The organism is Aeromonas sp. R5-3 (assembly GCF_040908225.1).
GTDB lineage: Bacteria > Pseudomonadota > Gammaproteobacteria > Enterobacterales > Aeromonadaceae > Aeromonas > Aeromonas dhakensis.
On the sequence record NZ_JBFODH010000019.1, the window covers coordinates 1 to 20,353 of the forward strand.

Genomic DNA, 20,353 nt, shown 5'->3' on the forward strand with positions numbered 1-20,353 from the left:
TATCCGATGAGCTTGCAGGCTTTGCTGACGTTATTGAGCTCTTTGGCGAGCTCTAGCAGGCTGAGTTTGCGACGTGCTACTTTCTCGTTGGTGGTGATGCGGTGACTCCAGATAACACGGTAGGGGTACCGTTTTGTTATCCGGTTTGAAGCCGTATGACCACTCCCTTTTGTGGGCAACTGTCAGGTGAATACCATCTCCATACATTCAGGGTGTATCTACTTTGATCGCCTCTTCAATTCGGTCTAAGTCTCTTTTAGAAACAGCAACTTCCTCACTAACATGCGCTTCCATTGCCAGCAGAGCCGTGATTCTGCCTCTGGCTTCATCCCGAGCTCTCCGACCAGGCGCGAGCAATTCACGGATCTGTGAATACTCCCTATTTACCATCATAAAAAAATCTGGAAGAACCTTCGTTGATAGTGGTAATACCCGAACTGGAAGATTGTCGGCAAGCGAATCTTCGAAATGCCCATTAAGGATTTCATCTAGCGTAGTAATTAAGGCCCTTGCATTTATATAGAGAGCATCTTCGGGCACAACTATCATCCAATGTTGTGCTTGATCTCTCATCGCATCAATTACGCGAATAGACCCGGCTTGTGCCGCACTAATCAATCCTTTAGCTTGAGAAATGTTTAATGCTTTCTCGAGCCCAATAGATACCCCCTTATCCTTGTCAAAAACGCTTTGCCCTTTCTGAACTAACAGAGCTTTAGTCAGCATCTCGCTGGCATGTTGAAGCATAAGCAGAACAGTCTCTGGTCTTCCATCATCATCATCATGGTTATTAAATGCTTCAAGCCCACGTTTCAACGATGCAATCGCCTTAACCTTTAACGTCTTCGCCTCTCTTTTTAGCTTCACACTCCATCCTCCATGAGGATGAACACGTTGCCAAAACCAATGGTACCAACTCAGGTCCAACAAAATAACCCTAAACTCTGAAGCAAGACCCTATTTATAAGGAATATGTAACGCAAACGCTCGAAATAAAGAAAAGACGCCCTCAGGCGTCTTTTCTTTATTGCTGGTTGTTGGGACAACCGGTTGGACGTTTTACGCCCCCTCCTTGCCCCGCAACCGGATCAGATCGGGGTGATGGAGGTGATATGAGCCGATCCATCCAGCGACTGGAAGATCTGCACCACGGCTTCCCCGTGGATCGGGTTGGGCAGCGGCACCGTAGTTTTGCATTTGAAACGGTAGTTGGTGCCGGCGACGACCTGAGTGGAAACTTCAAATGGGGTGTACTGCACCCCGACAAATCCTTCCAGTGCCTGGTTGAATACGGCCTGATCTTTGGCGCTCAGCTTGTGGTAGGCAGTCCATCCGCCCAACAACACTGCTTGTTCTGACATAACAAACCCTCCGTGATCTCTTGTCCCTACTCGTTTGGCTGTTCGGGTTCCGCCCCGTTTATTCAAGTGGTGTCCGGACTCCACCGGGTGCCATACCTGATTTGATATGCCGGGTGTCGACAGTACCCATGAAGGCGTTGCTGTCGCCACCCTCCCCTGCTGCCACGACCCTCGCCTCACAGCGCCGGTCTCAATTGGCATGGCTGAGCCTAGTGCGAGATCCATAAAACACCCCCTGTCAGATATGACAGAGGCAGGGAGGCGAGAAAGCAGCTAGCGAGGGGAAAAGTGAGGCGCAAACGATTGGAAAAAGAAAAGACGCCGCAAGGGCGTCTTTTTTACATTTTTATGCTTGAAGGGCGAAAGGGTGTTAGCCGCTTATTCCCATTCGATGGTTGCAGGCGGCTTGCCGGAGACGTCGTACACCACGCGGGAGATGCCGTTGATCTCGTTGATGATGCGGTTCGACACGTGACCGAGGAAGTCGTACGGCAGATGGGCCCAGTGGGCGGTCATGAAGTCGATGGTCTCGACGGCGCGCAGCGCAATGACCCAGTCATATTTGCGACCATCGCCCATGACGCCAACGGAGCGCACCGGCAGGAACACGGCGAACGCCTGGCTGACCTGGTTGTAGAGGTCGGCCTTGCGCAGCTCTTCAATAAAGACGGCATCGGCGCGGCGCAGGATATCGCAGTACTCTTTCTTCACTTCGCCAAGGACGCGCACGCCCAGACCCGGGCCCGGGAACGGGTGACGGTAGAGCATGTCGTAGGGCAGACCCAGCTCGAGGCCAACACGGCGCACTTCGTCTTTGAACAGCTCGCGCAGCGGCTCAACCAGCCCCATCTTCATCTCTTCCGGCAGGCCGCCGACGTTGTGGTGAGACTTGATGACGTGGGCCTTGCCGGTCTTGCTGGCAGCCGATTCGATGACGTCCGGGTAGATGGTGCCTTGCGCCAGCCACTTGGCGTTTTTCAGCTTTTTCGCTTCATCGTCAAACACTTCGACAAAGACGCGGCCGATGATCTTGCGCTTGGCTTCCGGCTCATCTTCACCGGCCAGGGCGGAGAGGAAGCGCTCTTCGGCATCGACCTTGACGATGTTCAGACCAAAGTGGTCACCAAACATCTCCATCACCTGGGTGCCTTCGTTCAGGCGCAGCAGACCGTTGTCAACGAAAACGCAGGTCAGGCGATCGCCGATGGCGCGGTGCACCAGCATGGCGACCACGGAGGAGTCCACACCGCCGGAGAGGCCCAGGATCACCTCGTCGTCACCCACCTGCTCGCGGATGCGGGCAACGGCGTCGTCGATGATGGTGGCCGGGGTCCACAGGCATTCGCAGCCGCAGATGTCTTTGACGAAGTGCTCCAGCATGCGGGCACCCTGACGGGTGTGGGTCACTTCCGGGTGGAACTGCACGCCGTAGAAGCGCTTGGCTTCGTCGGCCATGGCGGCGTGCGGGCAGGTCGCGGTCTGGGCGATGGTGGTGAAACCGGCGGGGATCTCGGTGACCTTGTCGCCGTGGCTCATCCAGACATCCAGCAGGGCATTGCCGTTGTCGGCAATGGCGTCTTCGATGTTGCGCAAGAGGGCGCTGGTCTTGCCGGACTGGCCCAGCACTTCGACCTGGGCATAGCCGAATTCACGCAGATTGGAGGACTGCACCTTGCCGCCGAGCTGCTCGGACATGGTCTGCATGCCGTAGCAGATGCCGAACACCGGCACACCGGCGTTGAACACGTACTCGGGGGCGCGCGGGCTGCCCGCCTCGGTCACGGATTCCGGGCCGCCGGAGAGGATGATGCCGCTCGGGTTGAACTCGCGGATCTGCTCTTCGGTTACGTCCCAGGCCCACAGCTCGCAGTAGACGCCGATTTCACGGACGCGACGGGCGATGAGCTGGGTGTACTGGGAACCGAAATCCAGGATAAGGATACGGTGGGCGTGAATGTCTTTAGTCATTTTATTCCTGCATCAGGCTGATGTTGTCACAAAAAGCACGGGATAAAAAAGGGTGGAAAAACGGGGCGCAGAGCCCCGTTTCATCAGCCCATCCGGTAGTTGGGGGCTTCTTTGGTAATGGTCACGTCGTGCACGTGGGACTCTTTCATCCCGGCGCCCGAGATGCGCACGAACTCGGCCTTGGTGCGCATGTCGTCGATGGTGGCGCTGCCGGTCAACCCCATGGAGGAGCGCAGGCCGCCCATCTGCTGGTGGATGATCTCCTTGAGGCGGCCCTTGTACGGCACGCGCCCTTCGATCCCTTCCGGCACCAGCTTGTCGGCGGCGTTGTCGGTCTGGAAGTAGCGGTCGCTGGAGCCCTTGGACATGGCGCCGAGGGACCCCATGCCACGGTAGGATTTGAAGGAGCGGCCCTGGTAGAGCTCGATCTCGCCCGGTGCCTCTTCGGTACCGGCAAACATGGAGCCCACCATGACGCAGCTGGCACCAGCGGCGATAGCCTTGGCCACGTCACCGGAGAAGCGGATACCGCCATCGGCAATCACCGGGATACCAGTGCCTTCCAGCGCGTCGACGGCGTCGGAGATGGCGGTGATCTGGGGCACGCCCACGCCGGTCACGATACGGGTAGTACAGATGGAGCCCGGGCCAATACCGACCTTGACGGCGTTGACGCCGGCAGCGGCCAGCGCCTTGGCACCGGCAGCGGTGGCGACGTTGCCGCCGATGATCTGCAGATCAGGATAGGCTTCGCGGGTCGCCTTGATGCGATCCAGCACACCCTGGGAGTGGCCGTGGGAGGAGTCGATCAGCAGCACGTCCACACCGGCTTCCACCAGGGCGGCGACGCGCTCTTCGTTGCCGGCACCGGCACCGACGGCGGCACCGACTCGCAGACGACCCTTGTCGTCTTTACAGGCGTTCGGCTTGCGCTCGGCTTTCTGGAAGTCCTTGACGGTGATCATGCCCTTGAGTTTGAAGTCGGCGTTGACCACCAGCACCTTCTCGATACGGTGCTTCTGCATCAGGCCGACCACCTCTTCGCGGGGGGCGCCTTCACGCACGGTGACCAGACGATCCTTCTGGGTCATGATCTGTTCGACAGTCTGGGAGAGATCGGTCACGAAGCGCACGTCACGACCGGTGATGATGCCCACCAGCTGGTTGCCTTCGGTCACCACCGGATAGCCGGCGAAACCGTTCTTGTGGCTCAGCTCCTTGATCTGGGCGATGGTCAGGTCAGGGCGTACGGTGACAGGGTCGGTGACCACGCCGCTCTCGTACTTCTTGACCTTGCGCACTTCTGCAGCCTGCTGCTCGATGGACATGTTCTTGTGGATAAAGCCGATACCGCCTTCCTGGGCCAGTGCGATAGCCAGACGGGCTTCGGTCACTGTGTCCATGGCAGCGGAGATCATGGGGATGTTCAGGCTGATGGCAGAGGTCAGCTTGGTACGCAGATCGGCAGTATTGGGAAGAACTTCGGAGTGGGCGGGAACCAACAGTACATCGTCGAAGGTTAACGCTTCTTTGGCAATCCTGAGCATGGCAATATCTCACCGTTGAGGAAGTGGGGGTGTAAAATATTGCCGACGAAGTTTACTCACGCATTGGTCACTGGTAAAGAAGTTTTTTGAATTTTTTATGGCGTTTTGACCTTTTCAGCCGCCAAGGCGCTAAAAACCCAACAATTTTCGTCATAAAACGGCAGTTTGCAGGCAAGAGAGTTGCCTCATTGCGGTTTTATGCAAAAAAGCCCCCGTTTAATTTTTTCAGGCAGCCCCACACCCCCTCCCCCGTTGCAGACCCGTTGGCACCTGTCGAGCACCCTCGCAAACCGGGTCACTCGCCCTTGGCAAGTCCCTCAAAAGCTTAACCGGGCAGCGCCGCATCCGGGCTGGTTTCCCCGAGCCGGTACGTTCAGGCGACATGACCTTTTGATGACGCGGGTTTGCTTTGAGCCGGCGCCTACGTATCATGATTAACATTCTGAATTGAAATGGAATTTCATGATGAATCACGGACACCCGCAAGGGCGCATGGCCATTACCCTGGCGGCACTGGGGGTCGTCTATGGCGATCTCGGCACCAGCCCGCTCTATGCCCTCAAGGAGAGCTTCGCCGGACACCTGGGCCTGCAACCTACGCCGGCGGGGATCCTCTCCATCGTCTCCCTCTTCTTCTGGACCATCATGATCGTGGTCTCATTCAAATATGTGCTGCTGGTGCTTCGGGCCGACGACAAGGGAGAAGGGGGGATCCTCACCCTCGCCTCGCTGGCCTCCCGCCGCCTCCCGGCCAAGCCGCGCGCCCTGCTCATGATGCTGGGTCTGGTCGGCGTGGGGCTGTTTATCGGGGATGCGGTGATCACCCCCGCCATCTCGGTGCTCTCGGCGGTCGAAGGGCTGCAGGTGATCACCCCGGAGCTGGCGCCCTTCGTGCTGCCCATCACCCTCACCGTGCTGGTGATCCTGTTCGGGGTGCAGCATTACGGCACCGCCGGCATCGGCCGCCTGTTCGGCCCGGTCATGCTGCTCTGGTTCGGGGTGCTGGCGGCGCTCGGCGCCTATGAGATCGGGCAGAATCCCGCCATTTTGCAGGCCATCAACCCGCTCTACGCCCTCGATTTCATGGCCAGCCGACCGGGGGTCGCTTTTATCACCCTGGGGGCCGTCGTGCTCTGCGTCACCGGCACGGAGGCGCTCTACGCCGACATGGGCCACTTTGGCCGTGGCGCCATCCGGCTGGCCTGGGGCTCCCTGGTGATGCCGGCTCTGCTGCTCAACTACTTCGGCCAGGGAGCCCTGCTGCTGCGCAATCCCGCCGCCATCGAAAATCCCTTCTATCTGCTTGCCCCCTCCTGGCTGGCCTTTCCCCTGTTGATCCTCGCCACCCTGGCCACCGTCATCGCCTCCCAGGCGGTGATCTCGGGCACCTACTCGGTGGTGCGCCAGGCCATTTTGCTCGGCTACCTGCCGCGCCAAGAGATCCGCCACACCTCGGAGCACGAGATAGGCCAGATCTACCTGCCGCTGGTGAACTGGCTGCTGCTGGGGGGCATCGTCATCGTCATCTTCTGGTTCCAGAGTTCAAGCAACCTGGCGGCCGCCTACGGCATCGCGGTGACCGGCACCATGGCGCTCACCACTTTGCTGCTGATGGTGGTGGCCGCCCGCCGCTGGAAGTGGTCGCGCTGGCTCATTGCGCTGGTATGCGCGCCGCTGCTGCTGGTCGATGTCACCTTCTTTGCCGCCAATACCACCAAGTTTCTGGCCGGTGGCTGGCTCCCCATCCTGTTTGCGCTGCTGGCCATCCTGGTGATGACCACCTGGAAGCGCGGACGGGAGCTGGTGCTCGACAAGCTGGAACACAAGTCACTGGCGCTGAAAGGGTTTGTCGACAACATGCAGGCAGACCCGCCACTGCTGGTACCCGGCACCGCCGTGTTTCTCTCGAAATCGGTGCAGGTGGTACCCCACGCCATGCTGCACAATCTCAAACACAACAAGATCCTGCACGAACGGGTCATCTTCCTGACCGTTCAGATCAAGGACGAGCCCTGGCTCTCCTTCAAGGAGCGCATCGAACTCACCCACCTTGGCGAGGGGTTCTGGCAGGTGGTCGCCCACTTCGGCTACAAGGAGGTGCCCTCCATGGAGGAGATCTTCCAGGCCTGCGCCCAGGAGGATCTGAAGGTCACCATGGCCAAGACCTCCTTCTTCCTCTCCCACGAGCACCTGGTCAGCACCGATCTGCCCGGCATGGCGCGCTGGCGGGAAGGCCTGTTCGTCTGGATGAACCGCAACTCCCTCAAGGCCACCGACTTTTTCCATATTCCTGCCAACCGGGTGGTGGAGCTCGGGGTACTGCTGGAGCTGTAACCCGCTGCCGCCACTCATTACCAGAAGGCGGCGTTGCAACCTGTGAGGTGGCAAAGGGAACAAGGTGTCGATGCTTATCTCCCGGTTTTTCATCCTGTTACGATTAAAACACGATTGATAATAGTTATTGTTTGATGAGCTATTCGTCGGGCAAGCTTGCGGCATCGGCGCCGGTTCTGGCGCCCTCACACCAGCCGTTTGAGTATGAATATGAAGACTCGTCAGGGAGCCCAGTGATGGACGCCTGCAGCCCGAGACCAACACTGCCCGCCAACGATCCCGACACCGCCCGTCTCGTTTGCCTTGCCATCGCGATCGCCCTGCATCTTGCCGCCTTCTGGTGGCTCTATGCGCACCAGCCTGCGCCCATCACCCCGCCCTTGCCGCTGACCCTGTCGGCCCGCTGGGTCGGCGAAGCTGCAACCAATGACGCTCCTGCCAAGGCGGCCCCCGCCCCTGCTACCACAGCGCAGCAAATACAAAAAGTGCAGCAAATACAAAAAGTGCAGCAAAAGGCCAGGCCGCTGCCGCCCCCCAAAAAACAGCCGCTCAAGCCAGTCAAAAAGAGCGTCAAGCCGCTTAAACACCGCACCCCGCCGGTGCAGCCCGCCAAGGTCATGCCGGTGAGCAGTCCGCAACCGCCGATCACTGCATCCGCCCCTGCGACGGCAGCAACGGCCGCACAGGCGAGCGGCGAAAGTGCCAGTCAGCATCCTGCCCTCAAGGCTGGCGGCGGCGCTGGCAACAGCGCCCCCATCGCCCGCGATGCACGGCTCAACAACCCCGAGCCCCAATACCCCTATGAGTCGAGACGACGGGGAGAAGAGGGGCAGGTCATCCTCAATGTGCGGGTGACGGCCGAGGGCACCGCCGCCTCGGTGGAGGTGGCCAAGAGCAGCGGCTATCGGCGGCTGGACATGACGGCCCGCAAGACCGTCAGCCACTGGAAATTCATTCCTGCCAGACAGAACAACGTGGCCATCGAGGCCTCGGCAAGAATCACCATCATTTTCAAATTAAGGGCTTGAACATGGATCCTGAAATCGCAAGCAACGGCATGGGCATCGCCCACCTGCTCAGCCAGAACAGCGGCGTGGGGCTGATCCCCTTCATCCTGCTGGTATTGATGTCCCTTGGTACCTGCTACTACGCCCTGCTCAAGGGCTACCTCGCGCAGCGGGAACAACGCCTCAACGCCAGCTTCATCGCCGATTTCTGGCAGCACGACAGCTTGCCGGAGATGGAGCGCCAGCTGGCCCACCTGCCGCCGCAGGAAGCCTATGGCCGGCTGACCGGCGCCGCGCTGGCGGCCGTGGCCCAGCTGAAGCGGGCCGAGGAGCGTGCGGTCAGCTGCAAGCTGGGCTCGCCGGATGAATATCTGCTGCGCGCCATGCGCCGGGCTATCACCCAGGAGCGGGTGCGGCTGGAACAGGGGCTGGCCTTCCTCGCCTCGGTGGGCTCGGCAGCCCCCTTCATCGGGCTGTTCGGCACCGTCTGGGGCATCTACCACGCCCTGCTGGCCATCGGCGCCGCCGGCCAGAGCAGTCTGGACAAGGTCGCCGGCCCCGTGGGCGAGGCGCTGATCATGACCGGCTTCGGCCTCGCGGTCGCCCTGCCGGCCGTGCTCATCTACAACTTCTTCGTGCGGCGCAATCGCCTCAGGCTCGCGGCGCTGGAGGAGTTTGGCCACGATCTGTTCACCCTGCTGGTGACCGGCTTCGAGCAGGTCGCCACCAACAACGTCACCCCGCTGGTCGAGCGGGAAACCAGACAGGGGCGCGGCTGATGGCATTTGGCAAACTGTCGGACGAGGGGGACGATCAACCCCTCTCCGAGATCAACATGATCCCGATGATCGACGTTATGCTGGTGCTGCTCATCGTCTTCATGATCACCGCCCCCCTGCTCACCAACGCGGTCAAGCTGGAGCTGCCAGAGGCCAGCAGCCAGCTCAACCAGCCAGACAAGCAGGAGATCAATCTTGCCATCGATGGCGCCGGCACGATCTACTGGAACGATCAGGAGGTCGACGAGGCCGCCCTGCTCGCCAGGATGGAGAGCGCCGGTCAGGCCGAGGGGGAGCTGCCAGAGATCCAGCTGCGCATCGATCGCAAGGTGGAGTACGGCATCATCGCCAGGGTGATGGCCCAGGCCTCCCAGCACGGCCTGCACAAGATTGCCTTCGTGAGCCAGCCGGAGCCGTAACACTCCCGTCACCCATACGCCGGCACCACAGGGCATGGATGCCCTGCTGCCATCCTGGCAGTTGCCAGCACAGGCACCTTGTCGGCATCATGCCGGTGCAGCGCCAATATTGGCCACCATCACCGCAAGGACGACACCATGAAACCTGCCGATTATGGGCGCCTGCTCCTGCTGGCCGCCATCTGGGGCGCCAGCTTCCTGTTCATGCGCATCGCCGCCCCGGCATTTGGCGCCGTCAACACCACCTTCCTGCGGGTCCTGTTCGCCCTCATCGGGCTTGCCGTCATGCTCCTGCTGCTGCGCGCCCCCATTGGGTTTCAGGGCAAGCTCAAGTCCGCCATGCTGCTCGGCGTCATCAACTCCGCCATCCCGTTTCTGATGTACGCCATCGCCGCCCTCTGGCTGCCGGCCGGCTACTCGGCCATCCTCAACGCCACCACGCCGCTGATGGGGGCCCTCATCGGCTTTTCCTGCTTCAACGAGCACCTTGACCGGCGCAAATGGCTGGGGGTGGTATTGGGGGTGATCGGGATCAGCCTCATCACCACCACCGGTGAGGTGAGTGCCGATGGGCATCTGCTGCCCGGGGTGCTGGCCTGCCTGTTTGCCACCGCCTGCTACGGCCTCGCCGGCTTTCTCACCCGCAGCTGGATCACCCATCGCGGCGGGCTCGATGCCAAGCTGGTGGCCTTTGGCAGCCAGCTGGGTGCCAGCCTGTTCCTGCTGCCCTTTTTCGCTTACCAGCTGGCGGCCGGCCCCGCGGTCGACTGGGCCGTGCCCACCGCCTGGGCCAGCGTGCTGGCGGTCGGCGTGGTCTGCACTGCCCTCGCCTATCTGCTCTATTTTCGACTGATCGCCGATATCGGCCCGCTACGCAGTCTCACCGTCACCTTCCTCATTCCCCCCTTCGGCATCTTGTGGGGCGCGCTGGTGCTGGGCGAGACCTTGAGCCAGGGCTTCGTGCTGGGGGGCCTGGTCGTCTGCCTCTCGGTCTGGCTGGTGACCAGCCAGGCCAGCCCCCCGGCCGTTCAGGCCCGGGCGCAGCCTCAGGATCCGGACGCACGCTGAACCCGACAGGGCCAGCGCCGCTCGGCGTTCGCCCCGAACTGCGTTAAGATGGCGCCATTGTTTTATGCCCCCGCCCCCAAGGCGGGGCACACAGCGCAGGACCAGCCTTGAACTACCGCAACGAACCGAGTCAAAGCAGACAACAGCAGGTCTTTACCGTCACCCGCCTCAACAGCGCCGTGCGCATGATCCTGGAGCAGGATCTGGGGCTGGTGTGGTTGACCGGCGAGCTCTCCAACCTGGCGATGCCAAGCTCCGGCCACTGGTACTTCTCCCTCAAGGACATGTCGGCCCAGGTGCGCTGCGCCATGTTCAAGGGCAACAACCGGCGGGTGGCCTTTCGCCCACAGGATGGCATGCAGGTGCTGGTGCAGGCGCGGGTCTCGCTCTATGAGCCGCGCGGCGACTACCAGCTGATCATCGAGTCGATGCAGCCGGCGGGCGACGGCGTGCTGGCGCTGCGCTTTGAGGAGCTCAAGCGCCGCCTTGGCGCCGAGGGGCTGTTTGACGAGGGGCGCAAGCGGCCGCTGCCGCGCGAACCGCGCGCGGTGGGCCTCATCACCTCCGCCACCGGCGCCGCCCTCCACGACATGCTGACGGTGCTCAAACGCCGCGCGCCGGATCTGCCGGTGTTTATCTACCCGACCCAGGTGCAGGGGAGCGCCGCCATCGGCCAGATCGTCTCTGCCATTGCCCTGGCCAACCGCCGCGCCGAGGTGGATGTGCTGATCGTCGGGCGCGGCGGCGGGTCGCTCGAAGATCTCTGGTGCTTCAACGAAGAGGCGGTGGCGCGCGCCATCGCCCACTCCGCCATCCCGGTGGTGAGCGCGGTGGGCCACGAGGTGGACGTCACCATCAGCGACTTTGCCGCCGACCTGCGCGCCCCGACCCCGTCGGCAGCGGCCGAGCTGGTGGCGCCGGATCAGAGCGCCCGCGCCCAGCGCCTCGCCCATCTCAAGCAGCAACTGCTGCAGGCGATGAACCGCCAGCAGACCGCCGCCCGCCACGATTTCATCCTGCTGCAAAAGCGGCTCGACCATCAGGATCCGAAGCGGCGGCTGGAGCAGCAATCCCAGCGCCTCGACGAGCTCTCCGCCCGCTTGCAGCAGCTGATGAACCACAGATTGCATCAGGGGGAGCGGCGCCTCGCCAATCTGGAGCTGCGCCTGCAGGGCAAGAGCCCGGAGCGCTTGCTGGCCGCCGGCAAGCGCCGCCACCAGCTGGCCGAGGAGCGCCTCCATGCCCTCATCGCCAAACGCCAAGACCTTGCTAGCCACCGCCTCGCCATGCTCAGCACCCGCCTCGACGGGGTGAGCCCGCTCGCCACCCTGGGGCGCGGCTACTCCATCACCCGCACCCAGAGCGGTGAGGTGATCAGCCGCGCCGCCCAGGTCGATGCCGGCCAGACGCTGGTCACCCAGCTTGCAGAGGGGCAGTTGCGGGTACGGGTGGAAGAGGTCCACCAGCCATAACGAACAAGGGGGCACATCAGGTGCCCCCTTGTTTATCATCCCCTCGTTACACGGCACTCTCGACCAGTGCACTCACACCAGCGAATGGCGCACCGCCTGCGCCGGATCGGCTGGCGCCGTACCCGACCCCGCCAACGGGTTGAGCTGCAAGTATTCAAACAGCCCGGCCTGCAGATTGACGTTCCAGAAGCGCCCCGCCAGGGTGAGTTCGAGCCGTGCCTCGCTCAGCCTTGCCAGCCCATGCTGCTGCCAGGCCTCGAACAAGGGTTGCAGATGTGCCCGCAGCGACGTCGGCAAACGGGCCAGCGCCAGCCAGCCGCTGTCGAGCGCGCCGCGCAGCAGGCCATCGAGGCGGCCATTGGGATTGCGCCCCATCACCATGCCGGGAGCCCGCTGATCCGCCGCCAGCGCCTCGTGCCAGAGCACCAGATCCCGGCCATACATGAGGCCGTGCCCATGCACGTTGCCGCCGGCCCCGGCCCCGAAGGGGAGGATCTCGGCGCCGCGCTTGGCCATCTGGTTGTAGCGGCTCTGCTCGGCCTCGCCGCGCCGCCAGTGGCTGCAGGAGAGCCGCTGCCAGCCCCCCTGCTCCAGCGTCTGGGCGCCATAGGCATACATGGTGGCCCGCAGCTGGCCGTCGGCGGCCCAGCCGAGCTTGCCCTTCGCCTCGGCACGGGCCAGATGGGTGCCGGCCATGGCGATGAGCTGATAGAGATCCACCCCGTGCACCCCGCTCGCCATCACATCCGCGATGTCCTGACGCCACACGGCATCATCCTGGCCCGGCAGGCCGAAGATGAGATCGGCCACGATCACGGCGTCGTCGTGACGGGTCAGCTCCCCCAGCCGGGTCAGCAGGGTCTCCCTATCGTCGAAGCGGGCCGCCGCCTGGCGCACCTCGGTATCAAAGCTCTGCACCCCGAACGAGAAGCGGTTGAAGCCACCCGCCAGCGCACTGTGCCACTTGGCATCATCAAAGCCATTGAGGCGCCCCTCCAGGGTCACCTCCGCATCCGAAGTCAGGGGAAAACGACGGATGGCGGCGGCCAGCATCGCCAGCTCGTCGGCGCTCATATCCGTCGGTGTGCCGCCCCCCACATAGACGGCCGAGAAGGGGCGGCTCTGGGTGAAGGGTGTCTCGGCGGCCCGGGCAAGCGCGCCGCAGAGCGCGTTGACATAGCGGGTGATGCGGGCCGGGTTGGCACCATTTTCAAAGAAATTGCAGAAGCTGCAGCGCTTGCGGCAAAACGGGATGTGGATATAGAGCGCCCGCTCGTCCGCCTCGCTCTCGCGGTGCCACCAGGCTTGCCAGTCGGCATGGTCGAGGGTGAGCGGGCGCATACCGCCGCGACTGGCGTGGGCCGAGGTTTTGGCGCCAAAGGCGAACTTGAGGGGATCCGGGGTGGCAAGACCTGTCATGGTCGGGGTCAGCTGTGGTGTCATCGCAGGCATGGCTATCGAGTGAAATAATGCAAATGATAACCACTATCAATAAGTGCCAAGTTTGTGCTGGATCAACTCAATGACGAACAACCCTCGTTTGCTACGCACCATTAACCTCCATCATGGATCCAGTTAACAGTTAATTTACTCAAGATGAGGTAGGGTGAGCCGATAGAGAACCATCTCCCCCGTTCTGATGAGCAAACGGGGGAGAGTCATCAACCATTGACGATCGCTCACCTGCGCATGGACCTGTCAACGATGCAAAATCTGTCTCTGAACTGGAAAATCTTTCTCCCCCTCGCCCTGGTCATCGGCTGCACCTTCGCCCTCAGCTTCGAGCTTTCCGCCTGGCTGCAACGGGATCTCGCCATCCGGCTGGCGGGTGAAAAGGTGGAGAGCGCCGCCAACACCTACATGGATCAGCTCAACGTGCTGATGATGACGGGGGCCATCGCCAATCGCCAGATCGTGCAGACCAAGCTCAAGAGCGAGGCCGGCATCGTCGAGGCCCGCCTGATCCGCGCCCCGGCAGTGACCAGCCTGTTCGGCCCAGGCCACCCGGATCAGCAGATTGAAGACAAGCTGGACGAGCGCGCCATCCAGCAGGGGGAGACCATTCTCGAGCAGCAGGGCAACCAGCTCACCCTGATCAAGCCCTTCAAGGCCTACAAGGAGTACCGCGGCACCCAGTGCACCACCTGCCACCAGGTGGCGGAAGGCACCGTCATGGGGGCGGTGCGCATCAGTTACGATCTCAGCCACACCTTTGGCGAGATCCATCGCAACAACCTGATCCTGAGCGGCAGCCTGGTAGCGGTGTTTGGGCTGGGCTTCGGCCTGCTGGGCTGGGTGCTGCAGCGCTACATCAAGCGGCCGGTACGCCACCTGCAACTGGCCATGACCCGCATGGCCAAGGAGCGGGATCTCTCCCTCCCCCTGGAAAACCCCAACCGGGATGAGCTGGGCGAGATGACCCGTGCCGTCAGCGCCATGGTGCAGGGTTTTCGCCACAGCCTGCAGGAGGTGGAAAGCGCCACCCACCAGCTCTATCAGGAGTCCAACCAGATCCGCCAGGTGGCGACCCAGACCGAAGGCTCGGCCCGTCAGCAGGAGAGCATGACGGTACAGGTGGCCGCCGCCGTGAGCGAGCTGGCCGCCAGCTCTCACGAGGTGCGCGAACACGCCCGCAAGAGCGCCGAACTCTCCGCCCTCACCAACCAGGATGCGGCCAACACCAGTCGCCTCGCCCAGCACTCCATCAACGACATGGGCGAGATGTCGGCTGAGATCGAGCGGGTCGACAAGGTGATCCAGCAGCTCGACAACCGCTGCCTGGCGGTCGACGGGGTGCTGGAGGTGATCAAGGGGATCGCGGATCAGACCAACCTGCTGGCTCTTAACGCCGCCATCGAGGCGGCCCGGGCCGGCGAGCAGGGCCGCGGCTTTGCGGTGGTGGCCGACGAGGTGCGCGCCCTCTCCAACCGCAGCCGCGCCGCCAGCGAGGAGATCTCCCAGATGATCGCCGCCCTGCAGAACGAGGCCCAGAGCGCGGTATCGGTGATCGGGGATGCCAAGGCCAAGGCGGACGAGAGCATCCACAAGACGGAAGCGACCCTGGCCGCCATGCAGAACATCATCGGCCGCATCAGCAGCATCAACGATCTCAATGCCCAGATGGCGCAGTCCGCCGAGGAGCAGGACAGGGTCTGCAGCGAGGTGGACGGCTCGGTGAGCGACATTCGCAACACCTCCAACGACACCCTGGGCCAGGCTCACGCCGCCAATCTCGCCAGCGTCCAGCTGGTGGAGCAGTGCCGCAAGCTCGAGCAGCTGCTCAAGACCTACCGCTGGTGATCATGCCTGCCGCCCGCAGCGGCCAATAAAAAAGCGCGACCCAGGGTCGCGCTTTTGTTTTGTGTGTCGTAGCTCAGGCGCGCCACGTGGCGCAGCCTGCCCGAAATTAGCCTGCGTTGCGGGTGGCCACCGCATCGGCCAGATTGCGCAGCAGGGTCTCGGTGTCGGCCCAGCCGATGCAAGCATCTGTGATGCTCTGACCGAAGGTGAGTTCGCACCCTTCCACCAGATCCTGACGACCCTCCACCAGGTGGCTCTCCACCATGACGCCGAACACAGCCCGGCTGCCGGCACGCAGCTGACCGGCCACGTCCTCGGCCACCAGCATCTGGTTCTTGAACTGCTTGCTGCTGTTGGCGTGGCTGAAGTCGATCATCACCTTCTGCGGCAGACCGGCCTTGTCCAGCCCCTTCACCACTTCGTCCACATGGGCGGCGCTGTAGTTCGGCTCACGGCCGCCGCGCAGGATGATGTGACAGTCCGGGTTGCCCCGGGTCGCGACGATGGCGGAGTGGCCGTACTTGGTCACCGACAGGAAGTGGTGCGGCGCACTGGCAGCGCCGATGGCATCGATGGCCACCTTGATGGTGCCGTCGGTGCCGTTCTTGAAGCCCACCGGGCAGGAGAGACCGGAGGCCAGCTCGCGGTGCACCTGGGATTCGGTGGTGCGGGCCCCGATGGCGCCCCAGCTCATCAGATCCGCCACGTATTGCGGGGTGATCATGTCGAGGAACTCGGAGGCGGTCGGCAGCCCCATGTCGTTGAGATCCAGCAGCAGCTTGCGACCGATGCGCAGGCCGTCGTTGATCTGGCAGCTGTTGTCGAGGTAAGGGTCGTTGATCAGCCCCTTCCAGCCCACCGTGGTGCGCGGCTTCTCGAAATAGACCCGCATCACTATCTCCAGCTGGCCCTTGAGTTCGTCACGCAGCACCTTGAGGCGCTTGCCGTACTCCAGCGCGGCAGCCGGGTCGTGAATGGAACAGGGGCCGATCACCACCAGCAGGCGCTGATCTTCACCGGCCAGGATCTGATGGATGGCCTGACGGGATTCAAAGACGGTATTGGATGCGACCTCGGTGGCCGGAAACTTCTCAAGCACCGCAACCGGGGGTAATAACTCTTTGATTTCACTAATACGAACGTCGTCGGTTTGATGCTGCATGATAAGGCTTCCTGCTAGATGACTGCGATAAAGAAACTTCAATCTAGCCCGCACAAGCAGCGGTGTAAATAGAAAATTACATTATCCAACAAGGAATTTTCTTATCCTACCTTGCAAGATTTAATAATGCTGCTAGACGAGGATGAAAAGAGGGGAGTAGCAGAGCGGAACAGCCCAAAGAAACAGGCCCGCAGCGAGGCGGGCCTGGGTTCATCACGCGCGCTGACTAATGCTGGCCAGCTTGTCGAAGTAGTCCGGGAAGGTCTTGGAGGTACAACCCGGATCATTGATGGTGACGGCGGTATCGGACAGCGCCACCAGCGAGAAGCACATGGCGATGCGGTGGTCGTTGTAGGTATCGATGGCCGCATGCTTGAGCTGCGCTGGCGGGGTGACGGTGATGAAGTCACGCCCCTCCTCTACCTCGACACCCAGCTTGCGCAGCTCGGTCGCCATGGCGTGCAGGCGGTCGGTCTCCTTCACCCGCCAGTTGTAGATGTTGCGAATGGAGGTGGGCCCCTCGGCAAACAGTGCGGCCACGGCGATGGTCATGGCCGCATCGGGGATGTGGTTCATGTCCATGTCGATGCCGTGCAACGGCGCCTGCTCGGCCTCGATGAAGTCATCGCCCCAGGTGATGCGCGCGCCCATCTTCTCCAGCACATCGGCGAAGTGGATGTCGCCCTGAATGCTGTGCTTGCCGATGCCGGTGACTCGCACCTTGCCCTTGATGGCGCCTGCCGCCAGGAAGTAGGAGGCGCTGGAGGCATCCCCTTCCACCAGGAAGTCACCCGGGCTGACGTAGCTCTGGTTGCCTTTGATGTAGAACAGCTTGTAGTTGTCGTGCTCGATGACCACCCCGAACTGCTTCATGATGTGCAGGGTGATGTCGATGTAGGGCTTGGAGACCAGCTCCCCCTTGATGTGGATGCGGGTGTCGCCCGCCGCCATGGGCGCCGCCATCAAAAACGCCGTCAGGAACTGGCTGGAGACGGAACCGTCGACGTGTACGTCACCGCCCCACAGCCCCTTGGCATCCACCACCAGCGGCGGATAGCCATCTTTCTTCAGGTACTGGATATGGGCGCCCGCTTCGCGCAGGGCATCCACCAGATGGCCGATGGGACGCTCTTCCATGCGCGGTTCCCCGCCCAGGGTGTATTCGCCGGAGCCCAGACACAGTGCGGCACACAGCGGTCGCATGGCGGTGCCGGCGTTGCCGAGGAACAGATTGACCGGCTCCTTCACTGCAAAGCTGCGACCCAGACCGTGCACGGTGCACTCGGTCTTGTCGGCGGAGAGCTTGTACTTGACCCCGAGCTGGGTCAGCGCCGCCAGCATGTGACGAATGTCATCGCTGTCGAGCAGGTTGGTGAGCCGGGTGGTGCCACGGGCCAGGGCTGCCAACAGCAGGGCCCGGTTGGACACGCTCTTGGAGCCGGGCAGATTGACCTCACCGGCCACACGAGAAATGGGTTCCAAACGCAACGAATTCATAGACTTCCTGTACGATCTCAAAAAAATGACCTGACCGGACGTTAGCAGCCCGCGCCCTGCTCGGCAAGACTGCACGTGGCACAAAAGCGGGCCGTGGAGACGGCCGGTCCGGCATCAGGGAAAAAACAGACGCCGGGGAGTCCCCGGCGTCGGCAATCGGGGAAAAACGCCTCAGCCGTGGCGCTTGGCAAAGCCGTCCATAAAGCTGACCAGCGCCTTCACCCCTTCCAGCGGCATGGCGTTGTAGAGGCTGGCGCGCATGCCGCCGACGATGCGGTGTCCCTTGAGTGCCAGCAGGCCGGCGGCTTCCGATTCGGCCAGGAACAGCTTGTCCAGCTCGGCATTTTTCAGCTGGAACGGGATGTTCATCCGCGAACGGCAGCTGGTATCCACCTGGTTGCCATAGAAGCTCGACTGGTCGAGATAGCCGTAGAGGAAATCGGCCTTCGCCTTGTTGCGCGCTTCCATCGCCTCGAGGCCACCCTGTTCTTTCAGCCACTCGAACACCAGCCCGGCCAGATACCAAGCGTAGGTGGGCGGGGTGTTGAACATGGAGTCGTTCTTGGCGGTGAGCTGGTAGTCAAAGATCGACGGCACATCGGCGCGGGCCTGGTTCAGCAGATCGTCGCGCACGATGGCGATGGCCAGCCCAGAGGGGCCAATGTTTTTCTGCGCGCCAGCATAGATGATGCCGAAGCGGCTCACGTCGATGGGACGGGAGAGGATGGTGGAGGAGAGATCCGCCACCAGCGGCACCTCGCCGGTGACCGGGATGTCGAACATCTCGATGCCATCGATGGTTTCGTTCGGGCAGTAGTGCACATAGGCCGCATCGGCGCGAAACGCCGGGGTCGGCAGCAGGTGGGAGATCCCCTGCTCGTTCTTGGCAACACCCTGGAAGGTCTGGATATCGCCATACTTTTTGGCCTCATCCACCGCGCTCTGGGACCAGACCCCGGTCAGCAGGAAGTCGGCCTTCTTGTTGGCGCCTCCCAGCAGGTTCATGGGTACCGCGGAGAACTGGCCGCGGCCGCCGCCGTGCATGAACAGCACCTTGTAGTTGTCCGGCACCGCCAGCAGCTCGCGCAGATCCGCTTCGGCCTTCTCGGCGACCGCCATGTAGGGCTTGCCGCGGTGGGAGAGCTCCATGACCGAGGCTCCCAGCCCCTGGAAATTACAAAATTCGCGCTGGGCGCGCTCCATGACTTCGACCGGCAGCATGGCGGGGCCGGCGCAGAAGTTGTAAATCTGTTTGCTCATGACGCTTTCCGTGAGTGGATGAGTGTGATCGGTGACTTGTCTGGTTTTACACAAGTGCAGCCCCCGGATCAAAGGCTTTTTGGGAGCTGGCTCAACCTTTTGTCGACCCGCCGCCAGCGCAGTTGGCAGAAAAAAGCCCTGAACGGGTCAGGGCTTGCAGAGAACATGCGTGGAAACGGGCGCTTGCTGGCGCTCAATGCCCCAGGCCCCCTTTTTCACCAGGTTACAGCTTGGCGGTGAGCTCCGGCAGCAAGGTGAAGAGATCTCCCACCAGCCCGTAGTCGGCCACCTGGAAGATGGGGGCCTCGCTGTCCTTGTTGATGGCGACGATCACCTTGGACTCTTTCATCCCCGCCAGATGCTGGATGGCACCCGAGATGCCGACCGCGATGTAGAGCTCGGGGGCCACCACCTTGCCGGTCTGCCCCACCTGCAGATCGTTGGCGACAAAGCCCGCATCCACCGCCGCCCGCGAGGCGCCCACCGCACCGCCCAGCTTGTCGGCCAGCGCCTCGATCAGGGCAAACTGCGCCTTGGAGCCCAGCGCCCGCCCACCGGAGACCACCACCCGCGCCGCCGCGAGCTCGGGTCTGGCGGAGCGCACGGCGCGCCGTTCGATGAGGCGGGTACGGCAGGCCACCTCGCTCACCGGCAACCGCTCTACCTCTGCCTGGCCGCCGCTCGCCGCCTTGGCGAAGGCGGTAGGCCGGATGGTGAGCACCTTGATGGGGGCGCTGCTCGCCACCCGAGCGATGGCGTTGCCCGCGTAGATGGGGCGCAGGAAGGTGTCGGCCCCTTCGATGCCGGTTACCTCGGAGAGCATCTCCACCCCGAGCCTGGCCGCCACCCGCGGCAGCAGATCCTTGCCCTGGGTGCTGGCGGCCATCAGGCAGTACTGATAATCCCGCGCGATGTGGGCCAGCAGCGGATCGACCCCGTCGCTCAGCCCCTCCGCCAGCATGGGGTGCTCGGCCAGCAGCACCCGGCTCACCCCCTGCAGGGCGGCGGCCTGTTCGCCCGCCTCGGTCAGCCCCTGCCCCAGCAACAGCAGATGCACCTCGCCGCCCAGCTGGCCCCCTGCGGTGACCAGACGGACCACGTTGTCGGCCAACTGGCCCTGATGATGTTCGGCAATGATCAATACGCTCATGACTGCCCCTTGCTATCGTCCGTTGATGT

The 20,353-nt window shown here is 62.5% G+C and carries 16 protein-coding genes; 7 read left to right on the top strand and 9 right to left on the bottom strand.

Annotated features, from left to right (window positions below):
- Nucleotides 1–207: 207 nt before the first annotated feature.
- From AB5Y95_RS09760 to guaB, 4 genes are all read right to left on the bottom strand, one after another.
- Nucleotides 208–867: a hypothetical protein gene (locus AB5Y95_RS09760; protein ID WP_244366829.1), complete on the bottom strand. Its 660-nt coding sequence runs from the start codon at nucleotides 865–867 to the stop codon at nucleotides 208–210.
- Nucleotides 868–1,088: 221 nt separating this feature from the next.
- Nucleotides 1,089–1,361: a hypothetical protein gene (locus AB5Y95_RS09765; protein ID WP_010633780.1), complete on the bottom strand. Its 273-nt coding sequence runs from the start codon at nucleotides 1,359–1,361 to the stop codon at nucleotides 1,089–1,091.
- 378 nt (nucleotides 1,362–1,739) lie between these two features.
- On the bottom strand, nucleotides 1,740–3,329 hold the full coding sequence (gene guaA, locus AB5Y95_RS09770) for a glutamine-hydrolyzing GMP synthase (protein WP_368160787.1): 1,590 nt from the start codon (nucleotides 3,327–3,329) through the stop codon (nucleotides 1,740–1,742).
- An 83-nt stretch (nucleotides 3,330–3,412) separates the two neighbouring features.
- Entirely contained in the window at nucleotides 3,413–4,876 is a 1,464-nt protein-coding gene (gene guaB, locus AB5Y95_RS09775; RefSeq protein WP_005301581.1) for an IMP dehydrogenase, read from the bottom strand.
- Between the two features lie 447 nt (nucleotides 4,877–5,323).
- On the opposite strand from guaB, the gene AB5Y95_RS09780 reads away from it, so the two are divergent.
- From AB5Y95_RS09780 to xseA, 6 genes are all read left to right on the top strand, one after another.
- Nucleotides 5,324–7,210, top strand: a complete 1,887-nt coding sequence (locus tag AB5Y95_RS09780; protein WP_368160789.1) for a potassium transporter Kup — start codon at nucleotides 5,324–5,326, stop codon at nucleotides 7,208–7,210.
- 236 nt (nucleotides 7,211–7,446) lie between these two features.
- A complete protein-coding gene (locus tag AB5Y95_RS09785; protein ID WP_368161050.1) occupies nucleotides 7,447–8,238 on the top strand; it encodes an energy transducer TonB in 792 nt (263 codons plus the stop codon).
- A 2-nt stretch (nucleotides 8,239–8,240) separates the two neighbouring features.
- Complete coding sequence (locus AB5Y95_RS09790; protein ID WP_368160791.1) at nucleotides 8,241–8,996, top strand: MotA/TolQ/ExbB proton channel family protein; 756 nt, start codon at nucleotides 8,241–8,243, stop codon at nucleotides 8,994–8,996.
- A complete protein-coding gene (locus tag AB5Y95_RS09795) occupies nucleotides 8,996–9,415 on the top strand; it encodes an ExbD/TolR family protein (protein ID WP_368160793.1) in 420 nt (139 codons plus the stop codon). The genes AB5Y95_RS09790 and AB5Y95_RS09795 overlap by 1 nt, the downstream gene beginning before the upstream one ends.
- A 138-nt stretch (nucleotides 9,416–9,553) precedes the next feature.
- A complete protein-coding gene (locus AB5Y95_RS09800; protein WP_368160795.1) occupies nucleotides 9,554–10,483 on the top strand; it encodes a DMT family transporter in 930 nt (309 codons plus the stop codon).
- 107 nt (nucleotides 10,484–10,590) lie between these two features.
- Nucleotides 10,591–11,955, top strand: a complete 1,365-nt coding sequence (xseA, locus tag AB5Y95_RS09805) for an exodeoxyribonuclease VII large subunit (RefSeq protein WP_043172054.1) — start codon at nucleotides 10,591–10,593, stop codon at nucleotides 11,953–11,955.
- 72 nt (nucleotides 11,956–12,027) lie between these two features.
- On the opposite strand, the gene hutW is transcribed toward xseA, so the two are convergent.
- Nucleotides 12,028–13,398: a heme anaerobic degradation radical SAM methyltransferase ChuW/HutW gene (gene hutW / locus AB5Y95_RS09810; protein WP_368160797.1), complete on the bottom strand. Its 1,371-nt coding sequence runs from the start codon at nucleotides 13,396–13,398 to the stop codon at nucleotides 12,028–12,030.
- 261 nt (nucleotides 13,399–13,659) lie between these two features.
- Here hutW and AB5Y95_RS09815 point away from each other — a divergent pair, with 261 nt between their 5' ends.
- Entirely contained in the window at nucleotides 13,660–15,255 is a 1,596-nt protein-coding gene (locus AB5Y95_RS09815; protein WP_010633772.1) for a methyl-accepting chemotaxis protein, read from the top strand.
- 106 nt (nucleotides 15,256–15,361) lie between these two features.
- Here the strand turns inward: AB5Y95_RS09815 and aroG are convergent, their stop codons facing one another.
- The 4 genes from aroG to AB5Y95_RS09835 all read right to left on the bottom strand — a co-directional run bounded on the left by aroG (nucleotide 15,362) and on the right by AB5Y95_RS09835 (nucleotide 20,324).
- Nucleotides 15,362–16,417 (bottom strand): 3-deoxy-7-phosphoheptulonate synthase AroG, encoded by a 1,056-nt coding sequence (gene aroG, locus AB5Y95_RS09820; RefSeq protein ID WP_279484257.1) that lies wholly within the window; start codon nucleotides 16,415–16,417, stop codon nucleotides 15,362–15,364.
- A gap of 213 nt (nucleotides 16,418–16,630) precedes the next feature.
- Nucleotides 16,631–17,914, bottom strand: coding sequence for a 3-phosphoshikimate 1-carboxyvinyltransferase (gene aroA, locus AB5Y95_RS09825; RefSeq protein ID WP_010633771.1), 1,284 nt, complete (start codon nucleotides 17,912–17,914; stop codon nucleotides 16,631–16,633).
- A gap of 171 nt (nucleotides 17,915–18,085) precedes the next feature.
- Nucleotides 18,086–19,174, bottom strand: a complete 1,089-nt coding sequence (serC, locus tag AB5Y95_RS09830) for a 3-phosphoserine/phosphohydroxythreonine transaminase (protein WP_126881708.1) — start codon at nucleotides 19,172–19,174, stop codon at nucleotides 18,086–18,088.
- A 223-nt stretch (nucleotides 19,175–19,397) separates the two neighbouring features.
- Nucleotides 19,398–20,324: an electron transfer flavoprotein subunit alpha/FixB family protein gene (locus tag AB5Y95_RS09835; protein ID WP_139432583.1), complete on the bottom strand. Its 927-nt coding sequence runs from the start codon at nucleotides 20,322–20,324 to the stop codon at nucleotides 19,398–19,400.
- Nucleotides 20,325–20,353: the final 29 nt, after the last annotated feature.

Bases quoted from the DNA above. Each gene is read 5' to 3' on its own strand.
- AB5Y95_RS09815 (WP_010633772.1), top strand. From the start codon at position 13,660: ATGCAAAATCTGTCTCTGAACTGGAAAATCTTTCTCCCCCTCGCCCTG.
- AB5Y95_RS09795 (WP_368160793.1), top strand. From the start codon at position 8,996: ATGGCATTTGGCAAACTGTCGGACGAGGGGGACGATCAACCCCTCTCC.
- guaB (WP_005301581.1), bottom strand. From the start codon at position 4,876: ATGCTCAGGATTGCCAAAGAAGCGTTAACCTTCGACGATGTACTGTTG.
- serC (WP_126881708.1), bottom strand. From the start codon at position 19,174: ATGAGCAAACAGATTTACAACTTCTGCGCCGGCCCCGCCATGCTGCCG.
- AB5Y95_RS09800 (WP_368160795.1), top strand. From the start codon at position 9,554: ATGAAACCTGCCGATTATGGGCGCCTGCTCCTGCTGGCCGCCATCTGG.
- AB5Y95_RS09785 (WP_368161050.1), top strand. From the start codon at position 7,447: ATGGACGCCTGCAGCCCGAGACCAACACTGCCCGCCAACGATCCCGAC.
- aroG (WP_279484257.1), bottom strand. From the start codon at position 16,417: ATGCAGCATCAAACCGACGACGTTCGTATTAGTGAAATCAAAGAGTTA.
- aroA (WP_010633771.1), bottom strand. From the start codon at position 17,914: ATGAATTCGTTGCGTTTGGAACCCATTTCTCGTGTGGCCGGTGAGGTC.
- AB5Y95_RS09790 (WP_368160791.1), top strand. From the start codon at position 8,241: ATGGATCCTGAAATCGCAAGCAACGGCATGGGCATCGCCCACCTGCTC.
- AB5Y95_RS09765 (WP_010633780.1), bottom strand. From the start codon at position 1,361: ATGTCAGAACAAGCAGTGTTGTTGGGCGGATGGACTGCCTACCACAAG.
- guaA (WP_368160787.1), bottom strand. From the start codon at position 3,329: ATGACTAAAGACATTCACGCCCACCGTATCCTTATCCTGGATTTCGGT.
- AB5Y95_RS09835 (WP_139432583.1), bottom strand. From the start codon at position 20,324: ATGAGCGTATTGATCATTGCCGAACATCATCAGGGCCAGTTGGCCGAC.
- hutW (WP_368160797.1), bottom strand. From the start codon at position 13,398: ATGACACCACAGCTGACCCCGACCATGACAGGTCTTGCCACCCCGGAT.